We start from the raw sequence: 25,804 nt of genomic DNA on the forward strand, positions 1-25,804 counted from the left end.
CTCTCTAATCTCGAGGCTTACCGTTGTTGTTTAAATTGAAAATCTTCTTTTTTTAATAATTCGAGCGCAGATTTCGTATAGGTGTTTTGTTTTAAAACTCGAACAGCTTGTAAGCGAACGGCCTCCTCAATCAAATTTCGAATATATCGACCGTTACTAAATGTCTTTGGCTCTTCAGATGCAATCTTTCGAATATGTTCCTTGCATACGAGTAACGCATCTTCTGCGATCACGTAATCCCTTTCTTTCGCCATACCGATTAACATCTCCATTAATTCTTCCACAGAATAATTTGGAAAAGTAATGGAAATCGGAAACCTCGAAGGCAACCCGGGATTCAAGGAGAGGAAAAAATCCATTTCCTTTGAATAACCGGCAATAATTAATACAAACTCATTTGAATGATCTTCCATTCCCTTAACTAGAGTATCAATTGCTTCCTTACCAAAATCCTTTTCCCCTCCTCTTGATAGAGAATAAGCTTCATCAATAAAAAGAACTCCACCTTGGGCTTGCTTTAACACTTCTCTGGTTTTTTGAGCAGTGTGCCCAATGTATTCGCCAACGAGGTCTGCTCTTTCCATTTCTAAAAAATGTCCTTTTGTTAGAACGTTCATTTCATGCAAGAATGAAGCAATAATCCTTGCTACTGTTGTTTTTCCAGTACCCGGGTTTCCTTTAAAAATCATATGCAACACTTGTTTTGGTGCTCTAAGACCAAATTCCTTACGGCGTTCATTCACATAAATCCATGCATATAATTCTTTTATAAGAGATTTTATTTCATCTAATCCAATATAAGAGGAAAGCTTGTTTTCAAAACGTGTCAAGATTTGGTGTTTTTCTTTTTCATCTGCAGACACAAACCAGTCTGTACTAGCGCGCTTAATGGGTGTTTTATTGAGCACAACATTAATTGTAGCACTATTGTTTGTTTTGAGCGGATTTGTCATCGATGTCTGCCTCCTTTTCCAACCGCTACCACGTTTCTTTCTCCACTATACGCACTTCATTAAATAAACGTGACAAATGCCTAGCTCTGTATCTCTTATTCTATGGCATGAATAAGCTTGCAATTACTGTGAATTAAATGCTTGCATGTGCAACTGTACGTGACGTCCACACCATCCTTTGGTACACTTTAAGCAAAGGAGGAATTGGGTAATGATTGGACAAAAAGAACAAGACGCATTTTTCGTTCATTTAGCTGCGATAGCTCGGCAGCCATCAACAATTCGTCGCTATCGTTACGATTTACTAGATTTTTTCACGTGGCTCGATGGTAAACCTTTTGAATTACTCAATCATCAAGAAGTCGAACGTTTTTTTTATGAACTAATCGAAACACGAAATTATAAAGTTAGAACGATACGCAGAATTGCGTCGGTCCTTCGACAATTCACCCATTTCTTACAAACAAACAACATTCTAAACGCCCATCCATTGTCCGTTTATCAACCTCCTTTATTAGAAACAGAACCACTTTCAAGAAACGATTGGGTAAGCAAAAAAGAAATTGAGACTCTTTTAAAATCAAGCCATTCCGAAACAGGCCTTAGTGAAAATCAACTTTTAGCCAGGCCTCAATTAACTGAACGAAACTTTGCTATGTTTTCTTTATTCGCTGATTATGGACTTACACTAAAAGAATTATGTGATATCGAAATGAACGCCGTTAATTTTATTCAACATACCATTCAGATCGAAAATGAAACATTCAAACGAAACATACATTTGCCAGAGGCATTATCAACACAAATTCACACTTATTGGAGCTTAATCCCCGAACCCGTTAGACCAAGACTGCATTCTTCTGATTCGTTATTTGTAGCTTATGATTTCAAAAGACGAACGTATCACTGGTCCTATGAAGATGATGCCCCTAAAGCACTGACGGAAATCGCTCTGCAAAAAATGATTCGGACAGAGGTTGCCCGTGCGGGTCTTCGGAAAGGCATTTCTGCACAACATTTTCGTAATTCCTACTTACTTAGAGCTTTGCTAAACGGAGAAGACTTTGAAACAATTCAAAAACAAGCTGGTTTAAAGAGCATGCTTTCTCTAAGGCGTTACTCTTTGACGATTGATCACTTGAACGAACAAGACCGAGAGTTAATCCTACATTCATAAATAGAAAAGGTGCTAATGATGGACCCAATAATTAAACTTAGCCAATTAACAAAACGATATGGAGCAAAAACAGTTGTTAATGAATTATCCCTTAACGTATATAAAGGAGAGCTCTTTTGCTTTCTTGGTCCTAATGGGTCAGGCAAAACAACAACTATGAAAATGATGTGTGGTTTACTTAAGCCGAGTAAGGGAACCGCTGAGATTGTGACGATTGATGTATGGAAAGATCCTTTAAATGCAAAGAAGAAGTTTGCCTATGTACCTGATCAACCGAATATGTACGAAAAGTTAACAGGGGAAGAATATTTGCGGTTTATTGCAAGCATATTTGAAGTGGACGATCATTCTTTTAACGAGCGTAAAGAAACATACATAAATCTATTTGAACTAACCGGCAGGACGAATGAACTCATTGAATCTTATTCTCATGGAATGCGACAAAAGATTAATTTATGCGCAGCGTTGATCCATAAGCCAGATGTACTTTTCTTAGATGAGCCGACAGTTGGACTTGATCCAAAAGGAGCAAGAACATTAAAGAATTTACTGCGTCAATTATGTGATGAAGAAGGGTTAACCGTTTTTATGACAACTCATATATTAGAAATTGCTGAACAAATGTGTGACCGAGTTGCGATATTATCACAAGGTCATTTACTTGCTTCAGGTACAATGGACGAACTACGTCAACAAGGTGGAAAAGAGAATTCTTCATTAGAAGAGTTGTTTCTATCACTTACATCAAGTGATGAAGACACAAATTCAGTCGTTAATGAATTAAAAGGAGAAGATAACTAATGCTTGTGCCTTTATTGCAGTTATTTATTCGTCTGCAAAAACGCGAGTTTCTAGCTCAAACAACCGCTCAAAAAACATCCGTTATCATTCTCTGCGTTGTCTTCTTTTTTTTAGGACTATTTTTTGCAAATGGTTTCGGTTACGTTGCTGCTTCTACAACCAACTCTTTCCTCTTGTTTTCGTTTCAAAGTCTCATTGTTATTCTTTTTATATTTTTGATGATGTTTACGATTCCTCATGTTTTTGACAAGCTGTACGGCTCAAAAGATTTACATCTGTTATTCTCTTTACCAATTCCAACCAGAACAATTTTTTTAGCGAAACTAGGGGAACACCTTTTAACTGTGCCGTTATTTTTATTTTTAGGAAGTACTCTTTTTGCCGTAATTGCTGGTATAAGAGGCGGGGCGGCCTGGTCATACTTCTTGTGGGTTGCACCAATTATACTCTTTAGTATATTAGGAGCCATTGCATTTGTTTACCTAATGACTCTTGCTTTTGCTCAACTAATTCCTGGACACCGTACAAAAGAATTAATGACTTTTACTAGCGCTTTAAGTGGCATCATCGTGTTCTTGCTTGTTCAAGCCTTTAACCTTTCTTCCACAGATGATGGATTCAATCCTGAATCAATTCAATTCAGCTACCCAGGATGGCTTCCTACATCATGGGCTGGAGAAATTTTAACTGCTGGATTTAATGGAACGACCACAATTGCTACGTGGGGCTACTTTGGCATTTTTCTATGCTTTGTTATTTCCCTTCTCTTTTTTAGCCTTTTTTTAGTGGAGAGAGGTTTTCGACATGGTTGGATTAAGAGTCACGATGCTAAAAAGAAAAAACGCAAGAGTGATGGTCGAAAACAACATGTTACAGGTCCACTTCATGCTTTAATTCAAAAAGAACGAGCATATTTTTTCCGAGATATTCGTGAATGGCTTCAACTAATGCCCATTATTGTCCTCTTATTTGTTATGGTTTTTCCTTTGTTTAATCAAGGGTTGTATCCTATATTACAAGAGGTTCCACTTTTATCTTACGGAGTTATGCAACTCGTCTTCTTTCTGAGCTTTTCATTTGCAGCTGGCAACTTCACGGCAAGCAGTGTAGGAAGAGAAGGTCCTAATATACATCTTCTTTCGGTATTACCAATTAGAGGAATTGACATTGCTCGAGCCAAATTTTTATTTCATTGGTTCTTTTTACTTGCTATTCTTGCCATTTTTGAACTCATTGGCTTCGTCCTATTCAGTTGGCCCTTCTGGCTTCCTATTTTAGGCTTTTTCGTTATCGGCATTGCGATTGCTGGTCTAAGTAGTCTAAGCCTTTACGTGGGTACACAAAGCCCTCGTTTTAACGAACGCCAACCCCAAGCAAGAGTGCAAACGGCTGCTTCATTTCTTTTAATGTTCGCTTCTTTGTTTTATATTCTCATTTTCTTTATCCCGGTCGGTTTAGCTGTCTTACCACTCGGTGAATTGGAACAGTTATTCTTTGAAGATGATAATGAGAGTAACTTTTTTATTCAACTCGTTCTATTTTTTATTCGAATTCATGCGACGAACACGTTTGCCATCTTATCTTTAAGCACATTATGTGTCGCTCTGCTTTCAATAGGACTATCATGGTATTTTATTAAGAAAAGTGCACGAGCATTTGATACTGGCATCAAGATCGATCTGCAATCAAAATAAAAGAAAAACAGCGTAACTACCTCTAGGTAGTTTACGCTGTTTCAAATAACATTTATATTTCCGTTTCACTCTTAAGCTGCACATTTTTTTGCGGGGCAAAGGTGGAGATGGCATGCTTATAAACAAGTTGTTGACGACCTTCCGTCTCGACAATAACGGTGAAATTATCAAATCCTTTAACTTGGCCACGCAGTTGGAAACCGTTTAGAAGAAACACGGTGACCGGGATTGACTCTTTACGTAATTGATTTAGAAATTGGTCTTGGATATTCACTGTAGCCTTCATGTAGGCAGACTCCTCTCTCTCTATCATTCCTTTTTCTTATTCGTTTCGAAACCTTCGTTTTCCTGCTAAAAAACTCTGCACATCCTGAAATATTTTGTCTTCCCGATTATTCCCTACATCAAACCAATTCGCTTCACTACGGTTGCGGAACCAAGTGAGTTGCCTTTTTGCATAACGTCTTGAATTTTGTTTTAGTTGATCAACCGCTGAATCAAACGAGCACTCTCCCCGTAAGAATGCATAAATTTCTTTATAGCCAATGCCTTGAATCGCCTGTCCTTCCACACCATCGTTGAATAGGCGAGTTACTTCATCTAATAACCCATCATTTAACATTAAATCAACCCGCTTATTAATGCGTTCATAAAGTTGATTACGTTCCATCGTCAACCCAATCATTGCCGTATCAAAACGGGGCTTGGCGCGTTCATTGGGCTGTTCTGAGAAAAGAGTTCCTGTCGTATGAATGACCTCTAATGCTCGAATAACCCGACGTGTATTATTGGGATGAATGGTATGAGCTGCAACTGGGTCAACCTCGTCCAATTGATGATGTAACGCAAGTGACCCGTGTTCATGCAAATAGTGCTCCATCTGTTTTCGATAATCCTCATCCGCCTTCGCCTCTGCAAAAGAAAATTCATGGGTTATCGCTTGAACATAAAGTCCTGTGCCTCCAACTAATATTGGGACATTGCCTCGACCTCGTATTTCTGAAATTGCATGAAGAGCACGTTCTTGAAACATAGACACCGTCCATGGTTCTGTAGGTTCAAGAATATCAATTAAATGATGAGGGGCTTGCGCCAACTCTTCTTTGCTCGCTTTTGCAGTGCCAATATTCATTCTTTTATACACTTGCATCGAATCGCCGCTTACAATTTCTCCGCCCAACTCCAAAGCAAGCTTAATGCTTAGCGCTGTTTTTCCAACGGCTGTAGGACCAACAATCGCAATAAGTGTTTCGTTATTCAATCGAGTCAACACCCCTTTTTTTACTGACATCTAATACGATTAGACCATATTGAAATGCAGCGTGTTGACGTCGCTTCACAACAAATTCAAACCGTTTAAATTGTTGGCTCTGATAATGGTCTTTTAAAACAACTGCACGCCGAGCCACACGTTTGGCTTCTTGAACCATTTCAAGTGAAAGAGGTTGATAAGACGCAAACTTGCGCATACCTGAAAGGCCAGGAGAATCAATTTTTGTTTCAAACATTGGATCAAAATAAACAATATCAGCACTGTTATCAGCTGCATTTTTTAAAAAATGCAAGCTATTGCATTGCTTAACATGAATACGCCTCATTGCGTCTATAAATAAAGCGTCCGCATCGGACCAAGATTGCAACCCCTGGGCAACAATGGTGGCAATACGATGATCGGCCTCTAACCCGATTACTTTTCCACTTTTCCCTACAGCTAATTGTGCCATAACAGCATCTGCTCCCATACCTAATGAAGCGTCTATCACAATATCTCCCTCGCTTAATTGTGCCGTTTCAATGAACGGATCATACTTCGTTTTTTTCCACTGCTTGTACCGGAGTAAGGAGGAATTTGGATGGTAGAAAAAAGGAGTTTCCTCATTTAATCCATAAAGAGCTAGTTTATTTTTGGCAACAATCAATACATCCACTTGATATTCTCGGAACAATGTATCGAGAGAACGATCTCCTCGTTCAATAAATGGAACTTGAAATAGTTGAGCATGATGTATAGCTGTCTGCTTTAATTTTTCTGCTTGCTTTCTTGCCGTTGTAACAATCAATCCATTAAACTCCTCTACATGACCCTTTTAAACATTTTCTCCAATTCATACGTGGAAAAATGGATGATAATTGGTCGCCCGTGGGGGCATGTGTATGGTTCTGAACATCTACGTAAAGTTTCTAATAGTTGGAAGATCTCATCATGACGTAAATGACGATTCGCCTTGATCGCTGCTTTGCAACTCATTAAGATTGCTGCTTCTTCGCGCAAATCTTGTATATTAATCGTCCGCATGTCGAGTAACTGCTCAAACATTTCTCGGATAGTCGACTCTTCTTCCCCACTTGGAAACCATGTAGGGTGTGAACGGACCATAAATGTATTCTTTCCGAATTCTTCTAAAAACAATCCCACTGCTTCTAATTTTTCCTTTGATTCATTGATTAAAAGTGTTTCACGTGTGGTTAACTCTAACGTAATCGGCACAATTAATTCTTGCGTTTGTGCCAAAGGCTCCGCAAGCTTTTTATGGAAGTATTCATATTTAATACGTTCCTGAGCTGCGTGCTGATCAATTAAATACATTCCATTTTCATTCTGAGCAATAATGTATGTGCCATGCATTTGTCCGACCGGATAAAGAGGGGGGACCGACGCGTCCTCTTCTTCATTTTGCTGAACGTCATGATCTCCCTTACGCTCAACCTCTTGCACCGATGCTTCCATTTCTGGTTTAGCGTGAACCTCTTCTTCGACCTCAAGTGATTCAGTGCTTAGTGAAACATCATAGGAGGTACGATCCAGGTCCCGTGGCAAGTCTTGTGCTTGTTTATACGCTACCTCTTCCCCCGGCATGAAAGAGCGTTGACTATCTTGTGGCCGCTCTCGCTCTCGCACCATTTCGTTTGCTCGGTGCGATTCATACGCTAAAGAGAAAGCAAGCTGCTCCGATTCTGCTGGCTTTGCTTTTTGTGATTTAGTCGGCTCTGGAATAAGCGTCTCTTTTGTTAATGCTTTTTTAATGCTTGTCGTAATAATTTCCGCCAATGCGTCTTCTTTACTTAAACGAACTTCGAGTTTAGCTGGGTGAACGTTCACATCAATTAATTTAGGATCCATTTCTAATTTCAAAACTGCAATGGGGTAGCGTCCAATAGGAAGTAATGTATAAAAACCTTGTTGAATGGCTTTTGCTAATTTGTAATTACGAATATACCGCCCATTAATAAAGATCGACATATACTGGCGGCTCGCACGAGTTAATTCTGGTTTCGCCACATATCCACTTAATTCGTAATCCAATGATGTCCCTTCAATCTCAACCATAGATGATGCAGTTTGACGACCGTATACTTGAGCAATTACCTGAAGCGTATCTCCATTTCCAGCTGTCTGTAACACTGTCTTACCATCACTAACATAATGAAAACCAATAGATGGATAAGCAAGTGCCATACGGTTCATTACATCACTCACATGCCCCGATTCGGTTAAAACCGTTTTTAAATACTTAAGTCGTGCTGGTGTATTAAAAAAAAGATCTTTAACAACAATGCTTGTTCCTCGACGAGCACCAGATGGCTTTTTATCTTTTATTACACCACCTTGAAGAGTCATTTCGACTCCCTGCCCTCCCGTGCTTGTTGATATTAATACTGTCGAAACGGAAGCAATACTCGGTAGGGCTTCACCGCGAAAGCCCAAAGTGCGGATAGTAAACAAATCACGGTCCGTTTTAATCTTTGAAGTCGCATGACGCAAGAATGCCAATTCAAGCTCCTCTGGCTCAATACCGCCACCGTCATCAACAATGCGAATTGAACTCAGTCCACCTTCTTCGATCTCAACAAGAATCTGTTTGCTGTTTGCATCGATCGCATTTTCAACAAGTTCCTTAACGATGGAAGCAGGACGTTCAACCACTTCACCTGCAGCTATTTTATTTGACAATGAATCGTTTAACTGTTGAATCGCTGCCACTGGTTCCACCTCATTTCAGCTTATTTTCTTTTTAACTGTTTTTGCCACTGATCGATTTTTTCCAACGCTTGAAATGGCGTCAAGTGTAAAAGATCCGTTTCCACAATTTTTGTGAGCAACTCTTTTTCTTTTCTGTTTAATTCTTTTTCCTTTTGTTTTTCTACCTCTGGTTCAAACAAAGAGAGCTGCTGTGGTTCTTCAGTAATTGTAACAGCAACTTCTTCTACACCAAGCTCTCTGTCGTCCATTTGAGTGGTTGGCAAATCACGGTTTCCATGGCTCGTCTCAAGCGTTTTTAACAACTGTTCAGCACGCGTTGTCACATTTCTAGGCAATCCGGCAAGTTCTGCAACATAAACACCATAGCTTCGATCTGCTGCACCTTCTATCACTTTGTGTAAAAACACAACGGTCCCATTCTCTTCGGCAGCGGAAACGTGGACATTACGTAAGTTCGGAATGGTTTCTGCTAAAGTTGTAAGTTCGTGATAATGAGTGGAAAACAGTGTTTTTGCCCCTATGGATTTATAAATGTATTCAATAATTGCTTGAGCAAGCGCCATTCCATCGTATGTAGATGTACCACGGCCAATTTCATCAAGAAGGATTAAGCTATGCGGAGTTGCTTTGGTAAGCGCATCCTTAGTCTCTAACATTTCCACCATAAATGTACTTTGTCCGCTGGCTAAATCATCAGCTGCACCAATACGGGTAAAAATTTTATCAAATATAGGTAGTGTTGCTTCATCGGCAGGAACAAAGCTCCCAATCTGCGTAAGAACAACGGTTAAAGCCAACTGACGCATGTACGTTGATTTTCCGCCCATATTGGGACCTGTAATTAATAACATGTCACGATCATCTGTTAAGTTAATTTCATTTTGTACGTAACTGCCCCGTTTAATGACGGTTTCCACGACTGGGTGTCTGCCACCTTTAATCGCCACATCTCGTGAATTGGTTAACGTTGGTTTTACATATAAATTTTGTTCAGCCACAGCTGCAAATCCTGCCAGTACATCCATCTCGCTAATCTCGCCAGCAAGCAGTTGTAGTGATGGAACAAATTTTTCAACTTGACTGCGAATGCGTACAAACAATTCATATTCTAATTCAGACAGTTTTTCATCGGCTTCAAGAATAAGTGCTTCTTTCTCTTTAAGCTCTGGTGTAATATACCGTTCTGCATTAGCGAGCGTTTGTTTACGCTCATAACGGCCTTCAGGCAGTAAATGTGTATTAGCACGAGAGACTTCAATGTAATATCCAAATACTTTGTTGTATCCTACTTTTAAAGAACGTATACCCGTTGATTCACGCTCTGAGCGCTCGAGTTCCGCAATCCATTGTTTTCCGTTTCTACTAGCATCACGATACGTATCCAATTCTTTATTATATCCGTCCACAATAAGTCCGCCATCTGTCACTGAAATTGGCGGGTCCTCAACAAGGCTTTCTCCTAACATCACCACAAGTTCTTTGAAAGGGCTAAGCTCCTTTAACCAATGGTTTTGCAAGCCTAATTGCGCAAGGTGAGCTGTAATTTCTGGCAACTTACTAAGAGAACGCTTCAATTGAGCCAGCTCTCTCGCATTTACACTTCCATAAGCAATTCTAGCTGCCAAACGTTCAATATCATAAACTTCTTTAAGCGTATCTCTTAATGTTTCCCGTTCAAAATACTGTTCTAAAAACTGTTCAATGATTGCTTGTCGATTTACGATCGCTTCTTCTTTAACTAATGGACGATCAAGCCACTGACGTAACAACCTTCCTCCCATTGATGTCACAGTTTGATCGATGATAGAGAGCAAAGAACCGCTTTTTTTCTTGTCTCTCAACGTTTCGACTAATTCTAGGTTACGCTTCGCGTGTACATCCATCTTCAAAAATGAATCAGAAGGGTAAAAAACCGCTTTTTGTAAGTGTCTTAACGATTGTTTTTGAGTTTCAATCAAATAGTGAAGCATGCGATTATATGCTTGTTTTAAAGCTGGTTGCTGAATATGACAAATCAACCCTTCATATTCTTTCAGTTCACTTTCATCACTTTGGACTGTGACAATAAAGCTTGGATGTGTTTCTAGCTTTTCTTTTAGCGCCAATTCAATGTCATCTGGAGCAATGACTTCTTTTGCATTTCCAGCTAAAATCTCTTGTAATAAATCATCCATATCACCAGTTAATAGCGTTACATCTGTCTCACCTGTTGAAAGATCGCACCGGGCTATTCCATACGCATTTTCCCCTTCACAAGAAAATGCAAGCAAGTAGTTGTTTTCTTTTTCCGGAAGCAATTTGCTGTTCATTAATGTACCAGGAGTCAACACTTTCGTAACTTCGCGTTTCACAACTCCTTTTACCATTTTTGGATCTTCAACTTGTTCACAAACAGCGATTTTATATCCTTTTTCAATTAATCGCGTAATATAATTTTCAGCAGAATGATGAGGAACACCACACATTGGAATGCGTTCTTCTCCTTGCCCTCTTCCTGTTAACGTAATCTCAAGTTCTTTTGACGCTTTAATCGCATCTTCATAAAACATCTCATAAAAATCGCCTAAACGAAAAAAAAGAAATGCATCTTTATAGTTGGCTTTAATTTGTAAATATTGTTGCATCATTGGGGTTTGTGCCATAAGAGCCTCCGATATTCCTAAAATCTTAAGCCATTATACCATAGAGCAAACCAATTCTTCACGTAGCACACAAAAAAAGCCGGCTGCTCAAAACAGCGCGGCTTCACTTATTTATCCAGTTCTTCTTGCAAAAAATGCGGGTCAATTTGCTCAAAGTCTTCATCTCGAATCTCGCCTGTGAGTGGATCAACGGGATACTCTTCGATTAATCCTTGTGGGTTTACAGCTACAGCGACCTTCGTTTCGCCAATGCACTCAACAATAAACTCTCTTTCTACTTGCACATCAACAGAGCGCCCATTTTCTGAAATAACGGCCTCCAGCGTGTTCGGTTGTTGGACCGCTTTTGCTACCACATCCAGTTCTTCGGAAATCACATTCTCGTCTTTCATCGACAATGGAACAATGTCGGTATAAGAAACTGTTTGAGTTGCAACATCGGTTTTTGTATTATTAACATACGAAAACCAAACATTGATATCATAGGAACCGTTCACTTCAACTGTGTCTCCGCGCTTTTTTGCACTATACGTATGATTAATAATCCAGCAACCTAAAATACTTGACGGTGGCTCTGACGGTCTAATATGATGAGTCGCTTCTGAAAACTTGCGCCCTTTTCCGCAGACAGCTTTCGTGATAATTTCGCGGTAACTAGTTTCATTTCTTGAGTCAGCCATCTTGTTCCCTCCATTTTCACGTATTGCCTATGGGCATAGGCAGACGTCCATTTTCAATACGGTATGCACAACTACTTCAATCTGTGCAATAAACGATACTTAGACGCTTCTCTACCAAGCTATGAACAAGAGCAAGCATTTAGACCATGCGGTGCAAAGAAAAAAAACGGCACCCTAAAAAGAGCACCGTGTTTTTTACTTAACAATTGTGAAAAGGACTTTTTGAAGTTGTTCCCCGCATAACATCGCCATCCATTGATCGAACGATTTCATCTGTTACTGTTTTGGAAACAGTATTTGTAATTAATTGAAGCAATTCATTCACATCTACTTGGCTGCGTTTAAATTCTTGCACGAGCGGAATCTGATCAATTTCTTCATGTAGCTCATCGATTCTCTTTTCTACTTGCTGGAGCGCTTCCGACTTACCATAATGCTTTAAGTTTACAGCTTCTTTTTGATTACGTTTAATCTCTGCAATCATTTCTTGGACACGTAAATGCTCATTAATCTGTTTTTCTGCACGTTTAAAGAAATCAACTTCTTCTGTTTGAGCGAGCATATTTGCTAATTCTTTTGCTTTCTCTTTTATATCCTGCTTTGTATATAGTGTGCTCACTGAGCCTGCACCTCCGCCGATTCCATCAAGTCCCCGTTTAGAGACCACGTTTTCGCTTCTGTAATTTGTACGTACACAATCTCACCAATCACTGATTTAGGACCAACAAAATTAACAAGTCTATTTGTTCGCGTTCTACCTGCTAGCACATCTGGGTTCTTTTTGCTTTCCCCTTCAACTAATACTTCTACAACTTTGTCTTGGTAATCCAAATTCCTTTTACCAGAAATCTCATTAACAAGCGCGTTCAAACGAGCTAAGCGTTTTTTCTTTACCTCCATCGGCACGTTGTCTTCCATTCTTGCCGCTGGAGTACCTTCACGTGGCGAATAAATATACGTATAGGCCGCATCAAATTGAATTTCTTCAACTAAGGTCATCATTTCCTCAAACTGCTCGTCCGTTTCATTTGGAAATCCAACAATTAAGTCGGTTGTAAATGATGCATTAGGTATCGCTTCTTTTATTTTCCCAGCTAACGTTATATATTGTTCTCTTGTATACTTTCTGCCCATTAGTTTCAAAATATCTGAGTTCCCGTGTTGAACCGGCAAATGAATATGTTCTACAAGGTTACCGCCTTGAGCAAGTACTTCAATTAGATGGTCATCAAAATCACGAGGATGACTCGTTGTAAAACGAACACGAGGAATATCAATTTTATGGATGGCATCCATTAAGTCTCCAAGACCACCATAATCACCTGGGAGATCTTTTCCATACGCATTTACATTTTGGCCAAGGAGAGTAATTTCTTTGTACCCTTGCCGTGCTAGATCACGGACTTCAGCAATAATATCCTCTGGAAGTCGACTGCGTTCTTTCCCGCGAGTATACGGAACAATGCAGTACGTACAGAATTTATCACAGCCATACATAATATTGACCCATGCCTGTGTTTTATGTTGACGCTTACGAGGCATGTTCTCAACGATGTCGCCTTCTTTAGACCAAACCTCAATGACCATTTCCTTTCCATAAATTGCATCTCGCAATAAAGTAGGCAAACGATGGATATTATGCGTCCCAAAAATCAGATCGATATGTTGGTGTTTTTGCATAATCTTGTTTACAACAGATTCTTCTTGCGACATACAACCGCAAACGCCAATAATTAGCTCGGGTTTTTCAAGTTTTAATGGTTTTAAATGCCCAATTTCACCAAACACTTTATTCTCAGCATTTTCTCTTATCGCACATGTATTTAAAAGAATAACGTCCGCTTCAGTCGTTTCCGTTGTTTCTTCAAATCCCATCTCAAGAAGCATGCCCGTCATATTTTCTGAATCATGGACGTTCATTTGACAGCCATACGTACGCACTAGAAACTTTTTTCCTGCTCCAAGGTGAGCTAATTCATCTGGAATCATCTTTTCCGGACGCAAGACTTGAACATCTTCACGTTTCCGTTTACGACCTGAACGGTAGTTAGGTTGATCGTAAATCGTTATTTCTCGACCTTTTATTTTCACAACTTTTTTTTCATCATCTTCTGAAACAATGCGCGCATCGGTAAAATCAAAATACTGGCTGTAATCCTTCGCCTTTTTTTGATCGCTCATTTTTAAATCTCCTTCCATACAACAAAACATTCCCTTCATATTATACGTGGCTCGGTGATAGAACACAATGACCAGTGCTTATTCTCGTATTGCTAGTTTTGATCATCATAAGAAAATTGGTTTGTCCGCTTTATTTGATGCATAAACTGAATTAATACGATTGAAATAAAGACAGTGAAAGATTAACCGTGCTTTCTATTCCATACTCAAAAAAGGAGTCGGTTCGATGATTGAAATTGCCGGCAAGCCATTAGATACTACTTCTTTAGTAGGGTTATCTGAAGTAGAAGCTGCCATCCTCAATAGCTTAGCAAATACAAATGTCCTGTATAACTATCCGTCGCAGCGAGAATTGAGTTTCGAACTAGCTTTGCGCTCAAATACGGTTCATGCATCTATTTCTTTACTCCGTAGTGGTGCACGTTTTGAATCATTTAAACAATCCTATTGCAATCCTCGCTTTTGGAACCGTATGCCTAACGGAGCATTTCAATTACGTCGGGGGATTTCTCCCGCACAAGCCATTAATGACATCTTTTATAATGGGCAGCTGTATGGATTTGAATGTGCTACAGCCATTATTATCTTGTTTTATAAAGCGGTGTTAGAATCAATTGACCGTGCCTCGTTTGACCGATTATTTCAAAATCTTTATTTGTATTCATGGGAGCATGACGAAGACTTGAATCTTGAAACCCGACAAGGAACAGATTTTGTTATTGGTGATTGTTTGTATTTTATTAATCCAGATGTAGCTCCTGAAAATTCAGTTTGGCGTGGTGAAAATGTCATTAAGTTAAATGAAGATCTTTATTATGGTCACGGTATTGCCATTGCCAGCAGCGAGCAAATTATCAATCATTTAAATGAACAAAGACGTCCAGGCTCACAAACATCAGCTTACTTGCTCAATCAAGTCACTCGCTTAAACTTCACTTATGTAAGAACGTTTTCAGCCATTGGATATACTCCTCGGAGCGGACTTGACACAGCTATACTCATTCAAGAACAAAGTCGCGTGCGTCTATTATAATAAAAACGAGAAGATGCTTTAGGCATCTTCTCGTTTTATCTTTATCGAGGTTCTATAATCAATTTAATTGCCGTTCGCTCTTCACCATCAATTTGGATATCGGTAAAAGCCGGAATACACACTAAATCAATTCCACTTGGAGCCACAAATCCCCGGGCAATAGCAACTGCTTTAATCGATTGATTTAACGCTCCAGCCCCAATAGCTTGGATTTCAGCTGCTCCCCGTTCACGAATGACGCCAGCGAGTGCTCCTGCAACTGAGTTTGGTGTGGATTTTGCTGATACTTTTAAGACTTCCATTTCTATTCCTCCTTATACGAGATAAGCCTGCTAGCGCTATAGCTGTTCGTCCATCTAGTTAAAACAGATCGGCGCCTTAACACATTCTTATTTCTTGAAAGAGAAAGATATACCATAATGATTAAAACCCTTTTGCGTTTATTAGCGCAAAAGGGTTTCATCAGAAATAGAAATTCGCTCAATTCGGGTAGCTCGGCCAGTTCGCTCATCTATATCAACGACAGCACCATTTAACTGTTTTTTTCCTTCCGCTACTTCAAATCGAGCAGGTAATCCAGTTAAAAAACGATGCAATACGGCTTCTCGATCCATGCCGAGAATACCATCTAAAGGGCCTGTCATGCCTGCATCAGACAAATAAGCAGTTCCCTGTGGCAGGACTCTCTCATCTGCTGTCTGTACATGAGTGTGCGTCCCAATTACCGCACTCACTCGTCCATCTAAATACCAGCCCATCGCTTGTTTTTCACTGGTTGTCTCAGCATGGAAATCAACAAAGATGCAATCTGCCCTATCGCCAATCTCTTCAAGAATCGCATCAGCCGTTCGAAACGGACAATCAGCTGGATTCATAAACGTTCGTCCAAGTAAATTAATGACCGCAAGTTTCGTTTGGTTAATGTTCATCATTCGGTAACCTACACCCGGTGTGCCTTCAGGAAGATTCGCCGGACGGATAAGCCATTTTGCATCTTTTATAAAATCAAAGATTTCTCGTTTATCCCAAGCATGGTTACCAAGTGTTACCATTTGAGCGCCTTGCTCCAAAAAACTTTTATAGATTTTTTCAGTGATGCCTTTTCCATGTGCTGCATTTTCGCCATTAATGATTGTTACAGTTGGTTTATGTTGTTGTTTTAGTGTCTTAATATGGTCTTTCACCATGTCCCTACCCGGTGAACCCACTACATCGCCAATAAATAGTAGTCTCAAAAAATCCCTCTTTTTCAAACAAATTTCAAAAAAATAAAGTGGCTTTCGCCACTTTATTTCGCGTACTCGACAGCACGCGTTTCCCTAATCACTGTAACCCTTATATGACCAGGATAATCAAGCTCTTGTTCAATTTTCTTTGTAATATCCCGCGCGAGTTTATGCGCTAGTGTATCATCAACAACATCTGGTCGCACCATAATCCGCACTTCTCTTCCAGCTTGGATTGCAAACGTTTTTTCTACCCCATCAAATGACTCCGAAATTTCTTCGAGTTTTTCTAAGCGGCGAATATACGTTTCTAGTGTTTCCCTTCTCGCTCCAGGTCGAGCTGCAGATAAGGCATCAGCCGCTGCCACAAGAGTTGCAATAATTGATGTCGCCTCTGTATCTCCATGATGAGAAGCAATCGCATTAATAACGACAGGATGTTCTTTATACTTCGTCGCAAGCTCTACACCAATCTCGACATGACTACCTTCAACCTCATGGTCAATCGCTTTCCCAATATCATGTAATAAACCGGCCCTTTTAGCAAGCTTCACATCTTCACCGAGTTCAGCTGCCATTAAACCTGTTAAGTGAGCAACTTCCATAGAATGCTTTAACACATTTTGACCATAACTTGTACGGAAACGCAAGCGTCCTAAGATCTTTATTAAATCTGGGTGGAGCCCATGGACACCAACTTCAAACGTGGTTTGTTCTCCATATTCTCGAATCGTTTCATCTACTTCGCGACGCGATTTATCTACCATTTCCTCAATTCTTGCGGGATGGATGCGACCATCTTGGACAAGTTTTTCTAAGGCGGACCTAGCAATTTCGCGACGGATTGGATCAAACCCAGATAAAATAACTGCTTCTGGTGTATCGTCAATAATTAAATCAATGCCTGTTAACGTTTCAAGCGCACGAATGTTTCTACCTTCACGTCCAATAATGCGGCCTTTCATTTCGTCATTTGGCAAATTGACAACAGAGACAGTTGTTTCTGCTACATGATCAGCAGAACAGCGTTGAATAGCAAGCGATAGAATTTCTCTTGATCGCTTGTCTGCCGTTTCCTTTGCTTCAGCCATTTTTTCTTTTATTAACAGAGCAGAATCTTGCGCCACTTCTTGCTCCACTTCCTGGCGAATAATCATACGCGCTTCTTCACGGCTCAAACCGGAGACTCGTTCTAACTCTTGCTTTTGCTCCAGCAATAGCTGGCTCATTTTACTTTCCATCTCTTCAACTTGTCGTTGTTTTTTGGCGAGAGATTCCTCCCGTTTTTCTAACGATTCTTCTTTTTTGTCGAGAGTTACGCTTTTTCGGTCGAGAATCTCTTCTTTTTGGACCAAACGATGCTCTTGTTTCTGAATCTCATTTCTTCGCTCACGAACTTCACGTTCTGCATCACTTCGAAGCTTATGGACTTCATCTTTCACTTCCAAAACGGCTTCTTTTTTGTTAGTTTCTGCTTCACGCTTCGCGTCATCAATAATTTTCTTTGCTGCATGTTCAGCACTTGATATTTTCGCTTCAGCGACCGATTTTCGAACAAGATATCCAACATACGCAGCAACTACAGAGACAGCAAGTACAATGAGGCAGAGAACCAAGAGACTTATTTCATAGCTTGGCATCGTTACACCTCCCTTGCTATCCAATTGTTGGTTTTAACGTTTTTACGTTGTTAATCATTTAATAAACAAACTTACATAAATACAGCCTTTTTTACATACTGTATCATTCATTATTTTACGCGCAGAAAAGCTCAGTGTCAAGAGCTGGTAAGTTCTTGAAGTTCGCTCAGTCCGTCACGTATTGTGACCATAAATGCTTTGTCTCCTGACTCTGTTAAATGCTGGTTATGTGTAATCATTACAATTTGGCGCCCAAACATTGTTGCGAGGGACTTTAGAAATTCGTATAAATAGTGAGTATACTCCCCTGAGACATGCTTTCCAGGTTCATCTAACAGAAGGGGACCAGCTTGTCTAGGCTGAGTTGTTTCCATTAACGCCACTCGAAGTGCAAGTGTCACAATGTCTACTACGCCCCCACCTCTAGAATCTTGAGGTTTTGTTTTTACTTTTACACCTTCGTAATCAGAAACAACAAACATCTCGGCCACTGCTCTGCTTCCATGTTCCTCGAGTTCAATTTCAAACGAAATGAGTGGTCCAAATACATATTGTAGTGCATTTGTCACAAGTGTCTCCATTTGTTGTTTTGCCTGTTTTCTTGCGTATTCGGCAGATTGTTGCAATAAGATACGCGCTTTTTCATACGTATCCATTGTATCTTCAAACTCAACTAGTTCTGCTTCAGCCTTTTTTAAACGATCACTTAATAGCTTTTTCTTCTCGTCTAGACGCGTCCATTTTTCTTTCGCTGCTTGCAGCTCTAATTCTAATGCTTGTAAGTCCTCATTGATCACGACTAGCTAGCTCCTTTGGAATAAGCGTCCATGCTTCCTCCATAGAACGATTAATCTCACTCTCTAACCTAGTAATCTCTTCATCTAGTTCTTCCGGTTTCACTCCCAGCTCCTCTAACTCCTCTAGTAATCGATTTTTCTGGTTCTCTAATTCCTCCAACTTTGCTTCTGCCCGATAACGAACATCCTTCGCTTTATCTATCGCTTGTTTCATCTTCTCCAAATCTTGTTCAACTTGTTTCATTCGTATGCTCCCCCTCAAAATGAATCGCTTGTCCGCACGTTGGACATATCCCTAGTGCTGTTAATTGATCATTATAACTTGCTTCTAATTTCTTTTCTTCATGTTGGTTTTTTACAATAAACGCTCGACCATCAGCAATGCGTTTCTCTAACTCTTTTTGTGAATATGCAAGTGTAACTAGTTTTGTATGTCTTTTAGTTAATTCCGTTGTCTCATTCAACAATGTGACGGCACTTTCCATCTGCCCAGTCCGTTCTGCCTGTTTCTTTACAACTGCTTGATCATTACCTAATTGCTGCAATCGTTCAGCTAATCGAACGAGCTTCGTTTTTCGCGCTTGCTTGGCTTGTACACGGCTAATTCGTTCTGTATCGATTTTGTTTAAGAAATCGGTTTGTTGCATCGCTCTTGCTAGTTTCTGCTGATGTTCGCTAATTACTTGTTTTCTTTCGCGTATTTGCTCTGTTTGTTGCCACTTAGCTGCATAACGATACATCAACTCATGAAGCCGTTCAGCTTGATTCATATTTTCAGTTTTTCCAAGCCAGATCTTACACGTTTGGCTGTCTTTCATTAGACGACTCCATTGTTCAGATAGCTTTAAAAGCATTTTTTGCTTGGACCAAAGCTGTTTTACTTGTTCGTAACAGACCTCCCAGTCTCGCAAGTTCTGAACCAACTTCAGCTTGTCTTTTATCATGCTTCGCTCTGTATTGACCCGATCAAATTTGCTCCCCAATTGTTTTAACATCGCTAACCTTTCTTGGGCCGCTTTTGCCTTTTCTAATCTGAGAAACGCTTTATCTAATTGATTTTTATCTTGTTCAAGCCGCTCAAATGGGATGAGTGCTTCGGTTGCTTCTTTTACTTCAAGTTCTTTTTGCTTTGTTCTTTGTGACAAGCTATACACATCTTTTGATGTATCTCTTATAGCCATATCCAGATAATGCGCCCCACTCATTCGGCCAATTGTTTTTGCTCGCAATGAGCCAGTTTGTTCTAATAAAAAAGGACCATCTAGTTGCTGAGCGATTTGCAACTGCCATTCATGATCTGAATCGATTCGAAAAGCTCTCATTTGATGAGCTTGGATGACCTCTTCAGGTACTTGCGATCCAAATCCTTCAAGTACCAAATCTTCACTGTCCTGTTTTTTTATAACGTACCGATTTTTTGAAGATGTTCGTTCACGTACAATGGCCACTCCAGTATCAAGTATAACCGTTACACGTACAAAATCCGCACCAACTCGAAGAAAATCTGTCCCCCGCGGTTGGTTAAATAACGCCCATCTAATTCCTCGCAAAACAGCTGTCTTCCCACTATCAGATTGACCAACGATGACATTTAACCCGGAATCAAAATTCACCGCTGTATCCAGATGGGATTGGAAATTTTCCAATCTCACTGACACTATGTTATTCAGCTTCATCAGCCTCCCAGCGTTCCTCAATGATGGTCATGCGTCGCAATGCTTCCTGTCGAACCTTGTCTTCAACATTAGACATCGCTGCAATCTCACTGATGATTTCATTCATTTGTAGTGTTTGAAAATTAGATTGTTCTTTTACTTGCTGTACAAAAGCGTGAAGCTTTTCTTCTTGATGACTTGCTTTCTCTACATAAGCGCGATCAAGCACATCACTACCTTTTGCCGCTTGCAATTCGATTTCCTTTAACTCAATAACTTCTTTTCTAACCGTGCCTACAATCACCTTTGGCATCCGTTCTATTTCCGTCCAGTGGTTATTAATACGTGCGATCGCTCCTGGATTACAAATGAATTTCCCCTCGCGTTCTTTAATTCCGAAGCCCGAATGAAAATGCCCGGTAAGGATCACATCAGCACTTGTCCCCCAAATATGGTCAACTAACGTATGAGGAATCCCTTCTGGCAATGCTTTTTCAACAAGCATGCTGTGCGCTAAATGAATCATTTTATCAGCCTGCGTTTCGTTTACAGGATAATAATCAAGCTTTGGATCACGTTGATCCAAATCATAGTGATACGGTTGTCCCGAAAATTGGACCTTTAACCCTTCTTTTTCAAAAACGACCGGCTGATCTGGATGAATCAATGTCATAATCCCAAAAGCGTCTAATAATCCAAGCATTGTTCTGGACACGGTCTCTGGGTTATGACCAAACGTATCATGGTTTCCTGATATCGTATAAATCGGTGCATGGGCTTGTCGAAAGATTTGAGCAAACTGGCCAACAGTGCTTGGTGACAAATCAGGACGATCAAAAACATCACCACCATGAAGTAACACGTCAACTTGCTCTTTTTTCGCTATTTCGATTACTTGACTAACCTTGTTTTTTAATGTTTCTGGAAATGTATCTAACCTGTTTTTTGGGGCTGTTCCCCGTATATGTGTATCTGTAAAATAGAGAAACTTAATCATGTTGTCCTCCCACATTCTCACTCGCCTGAATTAAATCAGCAAAAAAATAAACCAGCTTTTCTCTATTTAGTTTAAAGCAAAACGGAAAGAGCGTGAAGAGCAAAAAACCTAAGCAAATAAGGCCACCCATTTTCAGGGTAGCCTTATCAAATTACATCCTCCTATTTTAAATCAAGGGGAATGTCTTCAAGCGATTCATCCGCTTCTGCTACTTTTATTTCACCATCTAAGCCATGATGGTCGCGAATTAATCGCTCAATTTCGGCAGTCATTGCTTGATTCTCTTTTAAGAATTGCTTTGAATTTTCTCGACCTTGCCCTAAGCGATCACCTTTGTATGAATACCAAGCACCACTTTTTTCAACAATATCTAGTTCAGCAGCAATATCAAGCATTGATCCTTCTCGCGAGATTCCTTCTCCGTACATAATATCCACTTCAGCTAAACGGAATGGTGGAGCCACTTTGTTTTTAACAACTTTAATTTTTGTACGATTCCCAACAATTTCATTTCCTTGCTTCAATGCTTCAGCACGGCGTACTTCCAAACGTACAGACGAATAGAATTTAAGCGCACGTCCTCCTGGCGTTGTTTCAGGATTTCCAAACATAACGCCAACCTTTTCACGAATTTGGTTGATAAAGATCGCAATTGTTTTTGATTTATTAATCGCGCCAGACAATTTACGCAATGCTTGGGACATTAATCGAGCCTGCAACCCAACATGGGAATCACCCATCTCACCTTCAATTTCTGCTTTTGGTACAAGTGCGGCAACACTATCGATAACAATGATATCAAGCGCACCACTTCGTACAAGCGCTTCAGCAATCTCAAGCGCCTGTTCCCCTGTATCAGGCTGTGATAACAACAGTTCATCAATGTCAACGCCTAATTTTCCAGCATAAACAGGATCAAGAGCATGCTCAGCATCAATAAAAGCAGCTTGTCCGCCTTGGCGTTGTACTTCCGCTATCGCATGCAGAGCTACAGTCGTTTTACCAGAAGACTCTGGACCATAAACCTCTACAACTCTCCCTTTTGGATAACCACCAACGCCAAGCGCAATGTCTAAAGCGAGCGTCCCACTTGAAATCGTTGATACTCGTTGTTCTGCTTGTTCACCAAGCTTCATAATTGATCCTTTACCAAACTGTTTTTCAATTTGGCGCAACGCCATGTCTAATGCTTGTTTACGATCACTCATCTTCATCTCTCCTTCTTCTTTCCAGTCAATCTATTCAGTAACATGCACACAATTAAGCATGTCTAGGTGTCTGCCTTTTATAGCCAGAAGTTAAATTAGTTCGTCGAACCCTGTTTACCAAAGTCAACTACCCGCTTTTCACAACTAACTTTTAATGCTTATTCCATCATAACGTTTTTTTGAGTATTTGCCAATAGGTTTTACGAACATTTATTCGGTTTTTTGAAGCAAAAAAAACCGGGAAATCCCGATTTTTTTCGTTTTCATCATTTATGTGCGACGAGAGCCTGCGGGCGTACGTCTTTCTCTCTTAGGGCGAGGCTTTGCAGGCTCCAGATTTACACGCGCTCCATTTATTCTTGAGTAGCGAAGACCCTCATAGACGAAAGGAGCAGCTTCTTCGGGGACATCAACAAACGAAAAGTTCTCAAAGATATCAATTCTACCAATCGTTTGGGCTGGAATACCAACAAGACGACTAATTTCATCTCCAAGGATTTTAGGCGTTAAGTTAACATTCCGACCAACATTAATAAAGAAACGTACCATCCCTTTTGCTCCACCCGTTTCACCAAAGCTATACCCAGCATCTTCGTTTGCTGTTTCGGTAGAAAACTTTAATTTCAACAGAGCTGCAATCACTTCTTTTGCGTCTTGTTCAGCAAGAATCTCGTCAGCAAGTGGTAAAAATAAATCCATATCTTTTCCACCTTGACCAATTGTATCTTCAACCAAGCTCTTCCAAGCGCTCTGCTGTTTCTCAACAACTTCTTCAATCGTTGGAACCTCGCGTGACGGAATGTGCATCTTAATTTCTTTTTCAATCGAGCGTAAATGCTTCATTTCCCGAGGCGTTACGAGAGTAATTGCAGCTCCAGTCCGGCCAGCACGACCAGTTCGTCCAATTCGGTGAACATAACTTTCTGGGTCTTGTGGGATGTCATAATTAATAACATGGCTGACATTCTCCACATCAATTCCTCTAGCAGCAACATCGGTTGCAATCAAAAATTCGATGGAAGAGTCTCGAAATCTCTTCATCACCACATCACGTTGCGATTGTGTTAAATCTCCGTGTAAGCCATCAGCCAAATACCCTCGAGCTTGCAGTGCTTCAGTTAACTCTGCGACTCCTTTTTTGGTCCGACAAAATAAAATACCGAGTTCAACATTATCGCTATCAATAATACGGCACAGCGAATCAATTTTGTTTCGTTCAAGCACCTTATAATAAAGTTGATTAATGGAAGGAGCCGTCACTTCCCCTTTATTAATTGTGACAGTAGAAGGGTCATTCATGTATTTACGCGAAAGCTTTCGAATCGCCGGTGGCATTGTTGCCGAAAAGAGCAATGTCTGACGTACATCATTTACCTCTTTTAAAATCGATTCAATATCATCTACAAATCCCATATCAAGCATTTCATCTGCTTCGTCCAGGACCACGGTGTGAACAGAATTTAAATTTAATGTTCCACGTTGCAAGTGATCAAGCATCCGACCAGGAGTACCAATAACGATTTGAACACCTTGGCGGAGCGCCTTAATTTGGTGTCCAATTGATTGTCCTCCGTATACTGGGAGTGTTCGAATCCGTTTATGAGTTGAGAGCTTTTGAAGCTCTCCAGAAACTTGAATGGCAAGTTCTCGTGTTGGTGTTAAAATAAGTGCTTGAATAAAGCGCTCCTCTGTCACTTTATCAACAACTGGGATGCCAAACGCGGCGGTTTTACCAGTCCCAGTTTGAGCTTGGCCAATAACATCACCGCCTGTTAAAATAGCAGGAATTGCTTTTTCTTGAATCGGTGAAGGTTCTTCAAAGCCCATGTCTTTAATTGCTTGTTTTACTTGGTCTGATATCTTGAAGTCTGCAAAAAATGTCATTTACTACCATTTCTCCTTTTTAATTCTTCCACCAAATGAAAATATCCATATTTTACACCACGTTTTCGAACGGCATTGCGACCACCTGAAAGTGACAATCTAATTGTTTTTTCTGTACCGTCTGCAAAAACAAGTGCCATTATAACCGAACCGACCTTATGTCCTTCTAATGATTCTGGACCTGCTACACCTGTAAAGGAAATCGCAACATCTGACTTAAATAAATGTTTGACTCCCCTTGCCATTTCAAGTGCACATTCTTCACTGATTGCACCAAAATTACGTAATGTAGCAGCAGAAACGCCTAAAATGCTTTCCTTTACATCATTGCCATAAGCAGTAATGCTTCCTTTTAGTACATCTGAAGCGCCAGCCACTGCAGCAAGTTCACTTGAGAAAAGACCGGCTGTTAAACTCTCAGCACTAGCAATCGTCAATCCTTGCTGTTTCAGCATTGCATACATCTCGCCCACAAGTGTTGTCTCATCGTACCCATAAAGATATTTCCCGACCCGCGCCTGAATCTTTTCCTCCACTTCATTTAGCAAGCGAACGGCTTCAGTCGGATCACCATGTTTCACTGTTAAGCGCAACTTAACTTCACCATCACCAGCAAGTGGAGCAATCGTTGGATTGGTTTGTGTTTCAATCAAATCATCCAAATCCGTTTCCAACTGCGATTCACCAATGCCAAAGAAATGAAGAACACGCGAAGTAATCGCAGCATGGTCATTCGCCCCCAACAGTAACGGCAATAATTCACGTTCAAACATCGGCTTCATTTCACTTGGTGGTCCTGGTAATAATGCTATTTTCTTTCCAGCATCTAATTCAAGCAACATTCCTGGAGCCATACCATGGCGATTAGCAAGAACTTGAGCACCTTCAATGATCAGCGCTTGCTTTTTATTATTAGGAGACATGGAACGATTATGCTGTTTAAAAAACGCCTCAATATAGTTTAATGCTTCAGCGTCATAAACCAATTGTTTCCCACAAAATTTTGCTACGGTTTCCTTCGTTAAATCATCTTTTGTTGGTCCAAGTCCGCCCGTCAAAATGACAATATCAGAACGGTTATGCGCTTCTTTCAGTGCAAAGTTCAAACGTTGTTCATTATCACCAACAACCGTATGCGTGTATACATCTACACCAATGCTTGCGAGTTGTTTTGAAATAAACTGACCATTTGTATTCGCGATTTGTCCTAACAAGAGCTCGGAACCAACCGCTACGATTTCAGCGTTCAACCAA

The 25,804-nt window shown here is 40.2% G+C and carries 23 protein-coding genes; 4 read left to right on the forward strand and 19 right to left on the reverse strand.

Translation table 11 applies throughout. From position 1 onward, the window contains the following. Window positions 1–17 precede the first annotated feature (17 nt). Window positions 18–953: a stage V sporulation protein K gene (gene spoVK, locus BK584_RS04140; RefSeq protein ID WP_078391423.1), complete on the reverse strand. Its 936-nt coding sequence runs from the start codon at window positions 951–953 to the stop codon at window positions 18–20. 211 nt (window positions 954–1,164) lie between these two features. Between spoVK and BK584_RS04145 the strand changes: the two genes are divergently transcribed. Genes BK584_RS04145 through BK584_RS04155 form a run of 3 tightly spaced genes read left to right on the forward strand, consistent with a single transcriptional unit; the run spans window position 1,165 to window position 4,625 of the window. After that, complete coding sequence (locus tag BK584_RS04145; RefSeq protein ID WP_078391424.1) at window positions 1,165–2,130, forward strand: tyrosine-type recombinase/integrase; 966 nt, start codon at window positions 1,165–1,167, stop codon at window positions 2,128–2,130. Window positions 2,131–2,148: 18 nt separating this feature from the next. Further along, on the forward strand, window positions 2,149–2,931 hold the full coding sequence (locus BK584_RS04150; protein ID WP_245808801.1) for an ABC transporter ATP-binding protein: 783 nt from the start codon (window positions 2,149–2,151) through the stop codon (window positions 2,929–2,931). Next, a complete protein-coding gene (locus BK584_RS04155; RefSeq protein ID WP_078391426.1) occupies window positions 2,931–4,625 on the forward strand; it encodes a putative ABC transporter permease subunit in 1,695 nt (564 codons plus the stop codon). Before BK584_RS04150 ends, BK584_RS04155 begins: the two co-directional genes overlap by 1 nt. A gap of 52 nt (window positions 4,626–4,677) precedes the next feature. Here the strand turns inward: BK584_RS04155 and hfq are convergent, their stop codons facing one another. The 8 genes from hfq to miaB all read right to left on the reverse strand — a co-directional run bounded on the left by hfq (window position 4,678) and on the right by miaB (window position 14,110). Further along, entirely contained in the window at window positions 4,678–4,911 is a 234-nt protein-coding gene (gene hfq / locus BK584_RS04160) for an RNA chaperone Hfq (RefSeq protein WP_078391427.1), read from the reverse strand. A gap of 36 nt (window positions 4,912–4,947) precedes the next feature. Then, window positions 4,948–5,886 carry a tRNA (adenosine(37)-N6)-dimethylallyltransferase MiaA gene (miaA, locus tag BK584_RS04165; RefSeq protein ID WP_245808802.1) on the reverse strand — a complete coding sequence of 313 codons (939 nt, stop codon included), beginning with the start codon at window positions 5,884–5,886 and terminating at the stop codon, window positions 4,948–4,950. Continuing rightward, window positions 5,879–6,685, reverse strand: coding sequence for a class I SAM-dependent methyltransferase (locus BK584_RS04170; RefSeq protein ID WP_078391429.1), 807 nt, complete (start codon window positions 6,683–6,685; stop codon window positions 5,879–5,881). The genes miaA and BK584_RS04170 overlap by 8 nt, the downstream gene beginning before the upstream one ends. A 14-nt stretch (window positions 6,686–6,699) precedes the next feature. Beyond that, entirely contained in the window at window positions 6,700–8,607 is a 1,908-nt protein-coding gene (gene mutL, locus BK584_RS04175; protein ID WP_078391430.1) for a DNA mismatch repair endonuclease MutL, read from the reverse strand. A 20-nt stretch (window positions 8,608–8,627) separates the two neighbouring features. After that, the gene (mutS, locus tag BK584_RS04180) at window positions 8,628–11,249 is read right to left on the reverse strand and encodes a DNA mismatch repair protein MutS (protein WP_078391431.1); all 2,622 of its coding nucleotides are present in this window, start codon (window positions 11,247–11,249) and stop codon (window positions 8,628–8,630) included. Window positions 11,250–11,356: 107 nt separating this feature from the next. After that, window positions 11,357–11,929 carry an outer spore coat protein CotE gene (locus tag BK584_RS04185; RefSeq protein WP_078391432.1) on the reverse strand — a complete coding sequence of 191 codons (573 nt, stop codon included), beginning with the start codon at window positions 11,927–11,929 and terminating at the stop codon, window positions 11,357–11,359. A 199-nt stretch (window positions 11,930–12,128) separates the two neighbouring features. Continuing rightward, window positions 12,129–12,548 carry a YlbF/YmcA family competence regulator gene (locus BK584_RS04190; RefSeq protein WP_078391433.1) on the reverse strand — a complete coding sequence of 140 codons (420 nt, stop codon included), beginning with the start codon at window positions 12,546–12,548 and terminating at the stop codon, window positions 12,129–12,131. Next, window positions 12,545–14,110 (reverse strand): tRNA (N6-isopentenyl adenosine(37)-C2)-methylthiotransferase MiaB, encoded by a 1,566-nt coding sequence (miaB, locus tag BK584_RS04195; protein WP_078391434.1) that lies wholly within the window; start codon window positions 14,108–14,110, stop codon window positions 12,545–12,547. The genes BK584_RS04190 and miaB overlap by 4 nt, the downstream gene beginning before the upstream one ends. Window positions 14,111–14,336: 226 nt before the next feature. Between miaB and BK584_RS04200 the strand changes: the two genes are divergently transcribed. After that, entirely contained in the window at window positions 14,337–15,143 is an 807-nt protein-coding gene (locus BK584_RS04200; protein WP_078391435.1) for a protein-glutamine gamma-glutamyltransferase, read from the forward strand. 41 nt (window positions 15,144–15,184) lie between these two features. Here BK584_RS04200 and BK584_RS04205 read toward each other — a convergent pair whose 3' ends face one another. The 10 genes from BK584_RS04205 to BK584_RS04250 form a co-directional block, all read right to left on the reverse strand. Then, complete coding sequence (locus BK584_RS04205) at window positions 15,185–15,445, reverse strand: stage V sporulation protein S (protein WP_035422084.1); 261 nt, start codon at window positions 15,443–15,445, stop codon at window positions 15,185–15,187. 141 nt (window positions 15,446–15,586) lie between these two features. Beyond that, window positions 15,587–16,378 (reverse strand): TIGR00282 family metallophosphoesterase, encoded by a 792-nt coding sequence (locus BK584_RS04210; protein WP_078391436.1) that lies wholly within the window; start codon window positions 16,376–16,378, stop codon window positions 15,587–15,589. A 53-nt stretch (window positions 16,379–16,431) separates the two neighbouring features. Further along, the gene (rny, locus tag BK584_RS04215) at window positions 16,432–18,009 is read right to left on the reverse strand and encodes a ribonuclease Y (protein WP_139365607.1); all 1,578 of its coding nucleotides are present in this window, start codon (window positions 18,007–18,009) and stop codon (window positions 16,432–16,434) included. A gap of 137 nt (window positions 18,010–18,146) precedes the next feature. Then, the gene (locus tag BK584_RS04220; protein WP_367579283.1) at window positions 18,147–18,806 is read right to left on the reverse strand and encodes an AAA family ATPase; all 660 of its coding nucleotides are present in this window, start codon (window positions 18,804–18,806) and stop codon (window positions 18,147–18,149) included. Next, on the reverse strand, window positions 18,796–19,050 hold the full coding sequence (locus BK584_RS04225) for a hypothetical protein (protein WP_078391437.1): 255 nt from the start codon (window positions 19,048–19,050) through the stop codon (window positions 18,796–18,798). Before BK584_RS04225 ends, BK584_RS04220 begins: the two co-directional genes overlap by 11 nt. After that, window positions 19,037–20,482 carry an AAA family ATPase gene (locus tag BK584_RS04230; protein WP_078391438.1) on the reverse strand — a complete coding sequence of 482 codons (1,446 nt, stop codon included), beginning with the start codon at window positions 20,480–20,482 and terminating at the stop codon, window positions 19,037–19,039. The genes BK584_RS04225 and BK584_RS04230 overlap by 14 nt, the downstream gene beginning before the upstream one ends. Beyond that, window positions 20,469–21,458: a metallophosphoesterase family protein gene (locus tag BK584_RS04235; protein ID WP_078391439.1), complete on the reverse strand. Its 990-nt coding sequence runs from the start codon at window positions 21,456–21,458 to the stop codon at window positions 20,469–20,471. The genes BK584_RS04230 and BK584_RS04235 overlap by 14 nt, the downstream gene beginning before the upstream one ends. A 161-nt stretch (window positions 21,459–21,619) precedes the next feature. Then, window positions 21,620–22,666, reverse strand: a complete 1,047-nt coding sequence (recA, locus tag BK584_RS04240; RefSeq protein WP_078391440.1) for a recombinase RecA — start codon at window positions 22,664–22,666, stop codon at window positions 21,620–21,622. A 270-nt stretch (window positions 22,667–22,936) separates the two neighbouring features. Next, window positions 22,937–24,550, reverse strand: a complete 1,614-nt coding sequence (locus BK584_RS04245) for a DEAD/DEAH box helicase (RefSeq protein ID WP_078391441.1) — start codon at window positions 24,548–24,550, stop codon at window positions 22,937–22,939. Next, window positions 24,547–25,800 carry a competence/damage-inducible protein A gene (locus tag BK584_RS04250; RefSeq protein WP_078391442.1) on the reverse strand — a complete coding sequence of 418 codons (1,254 nt, stop codon included), beginning with the start codon at window positions 25,798–25,800 and terminating at the stop codon, window positions 24,547–24,549. The genes BK584_RS04245 and BK584_RS04250 overlap by 4 nt, the downstream gene beginning before the upstream one ends. Window positions 25,801–25,804 lie beyond the last annotated feature (4 nt).

Source organism: Shouchella patagoniensis, from assembly GCF_002019705.1.
In the GTDB taxonomy this organism is placed as follows: domain Bacteria; phylum Bacillota; class Bacilli; order Bacillales; family Bacillaceae_D; genus Shouchella; species Shouchella patagoniensis.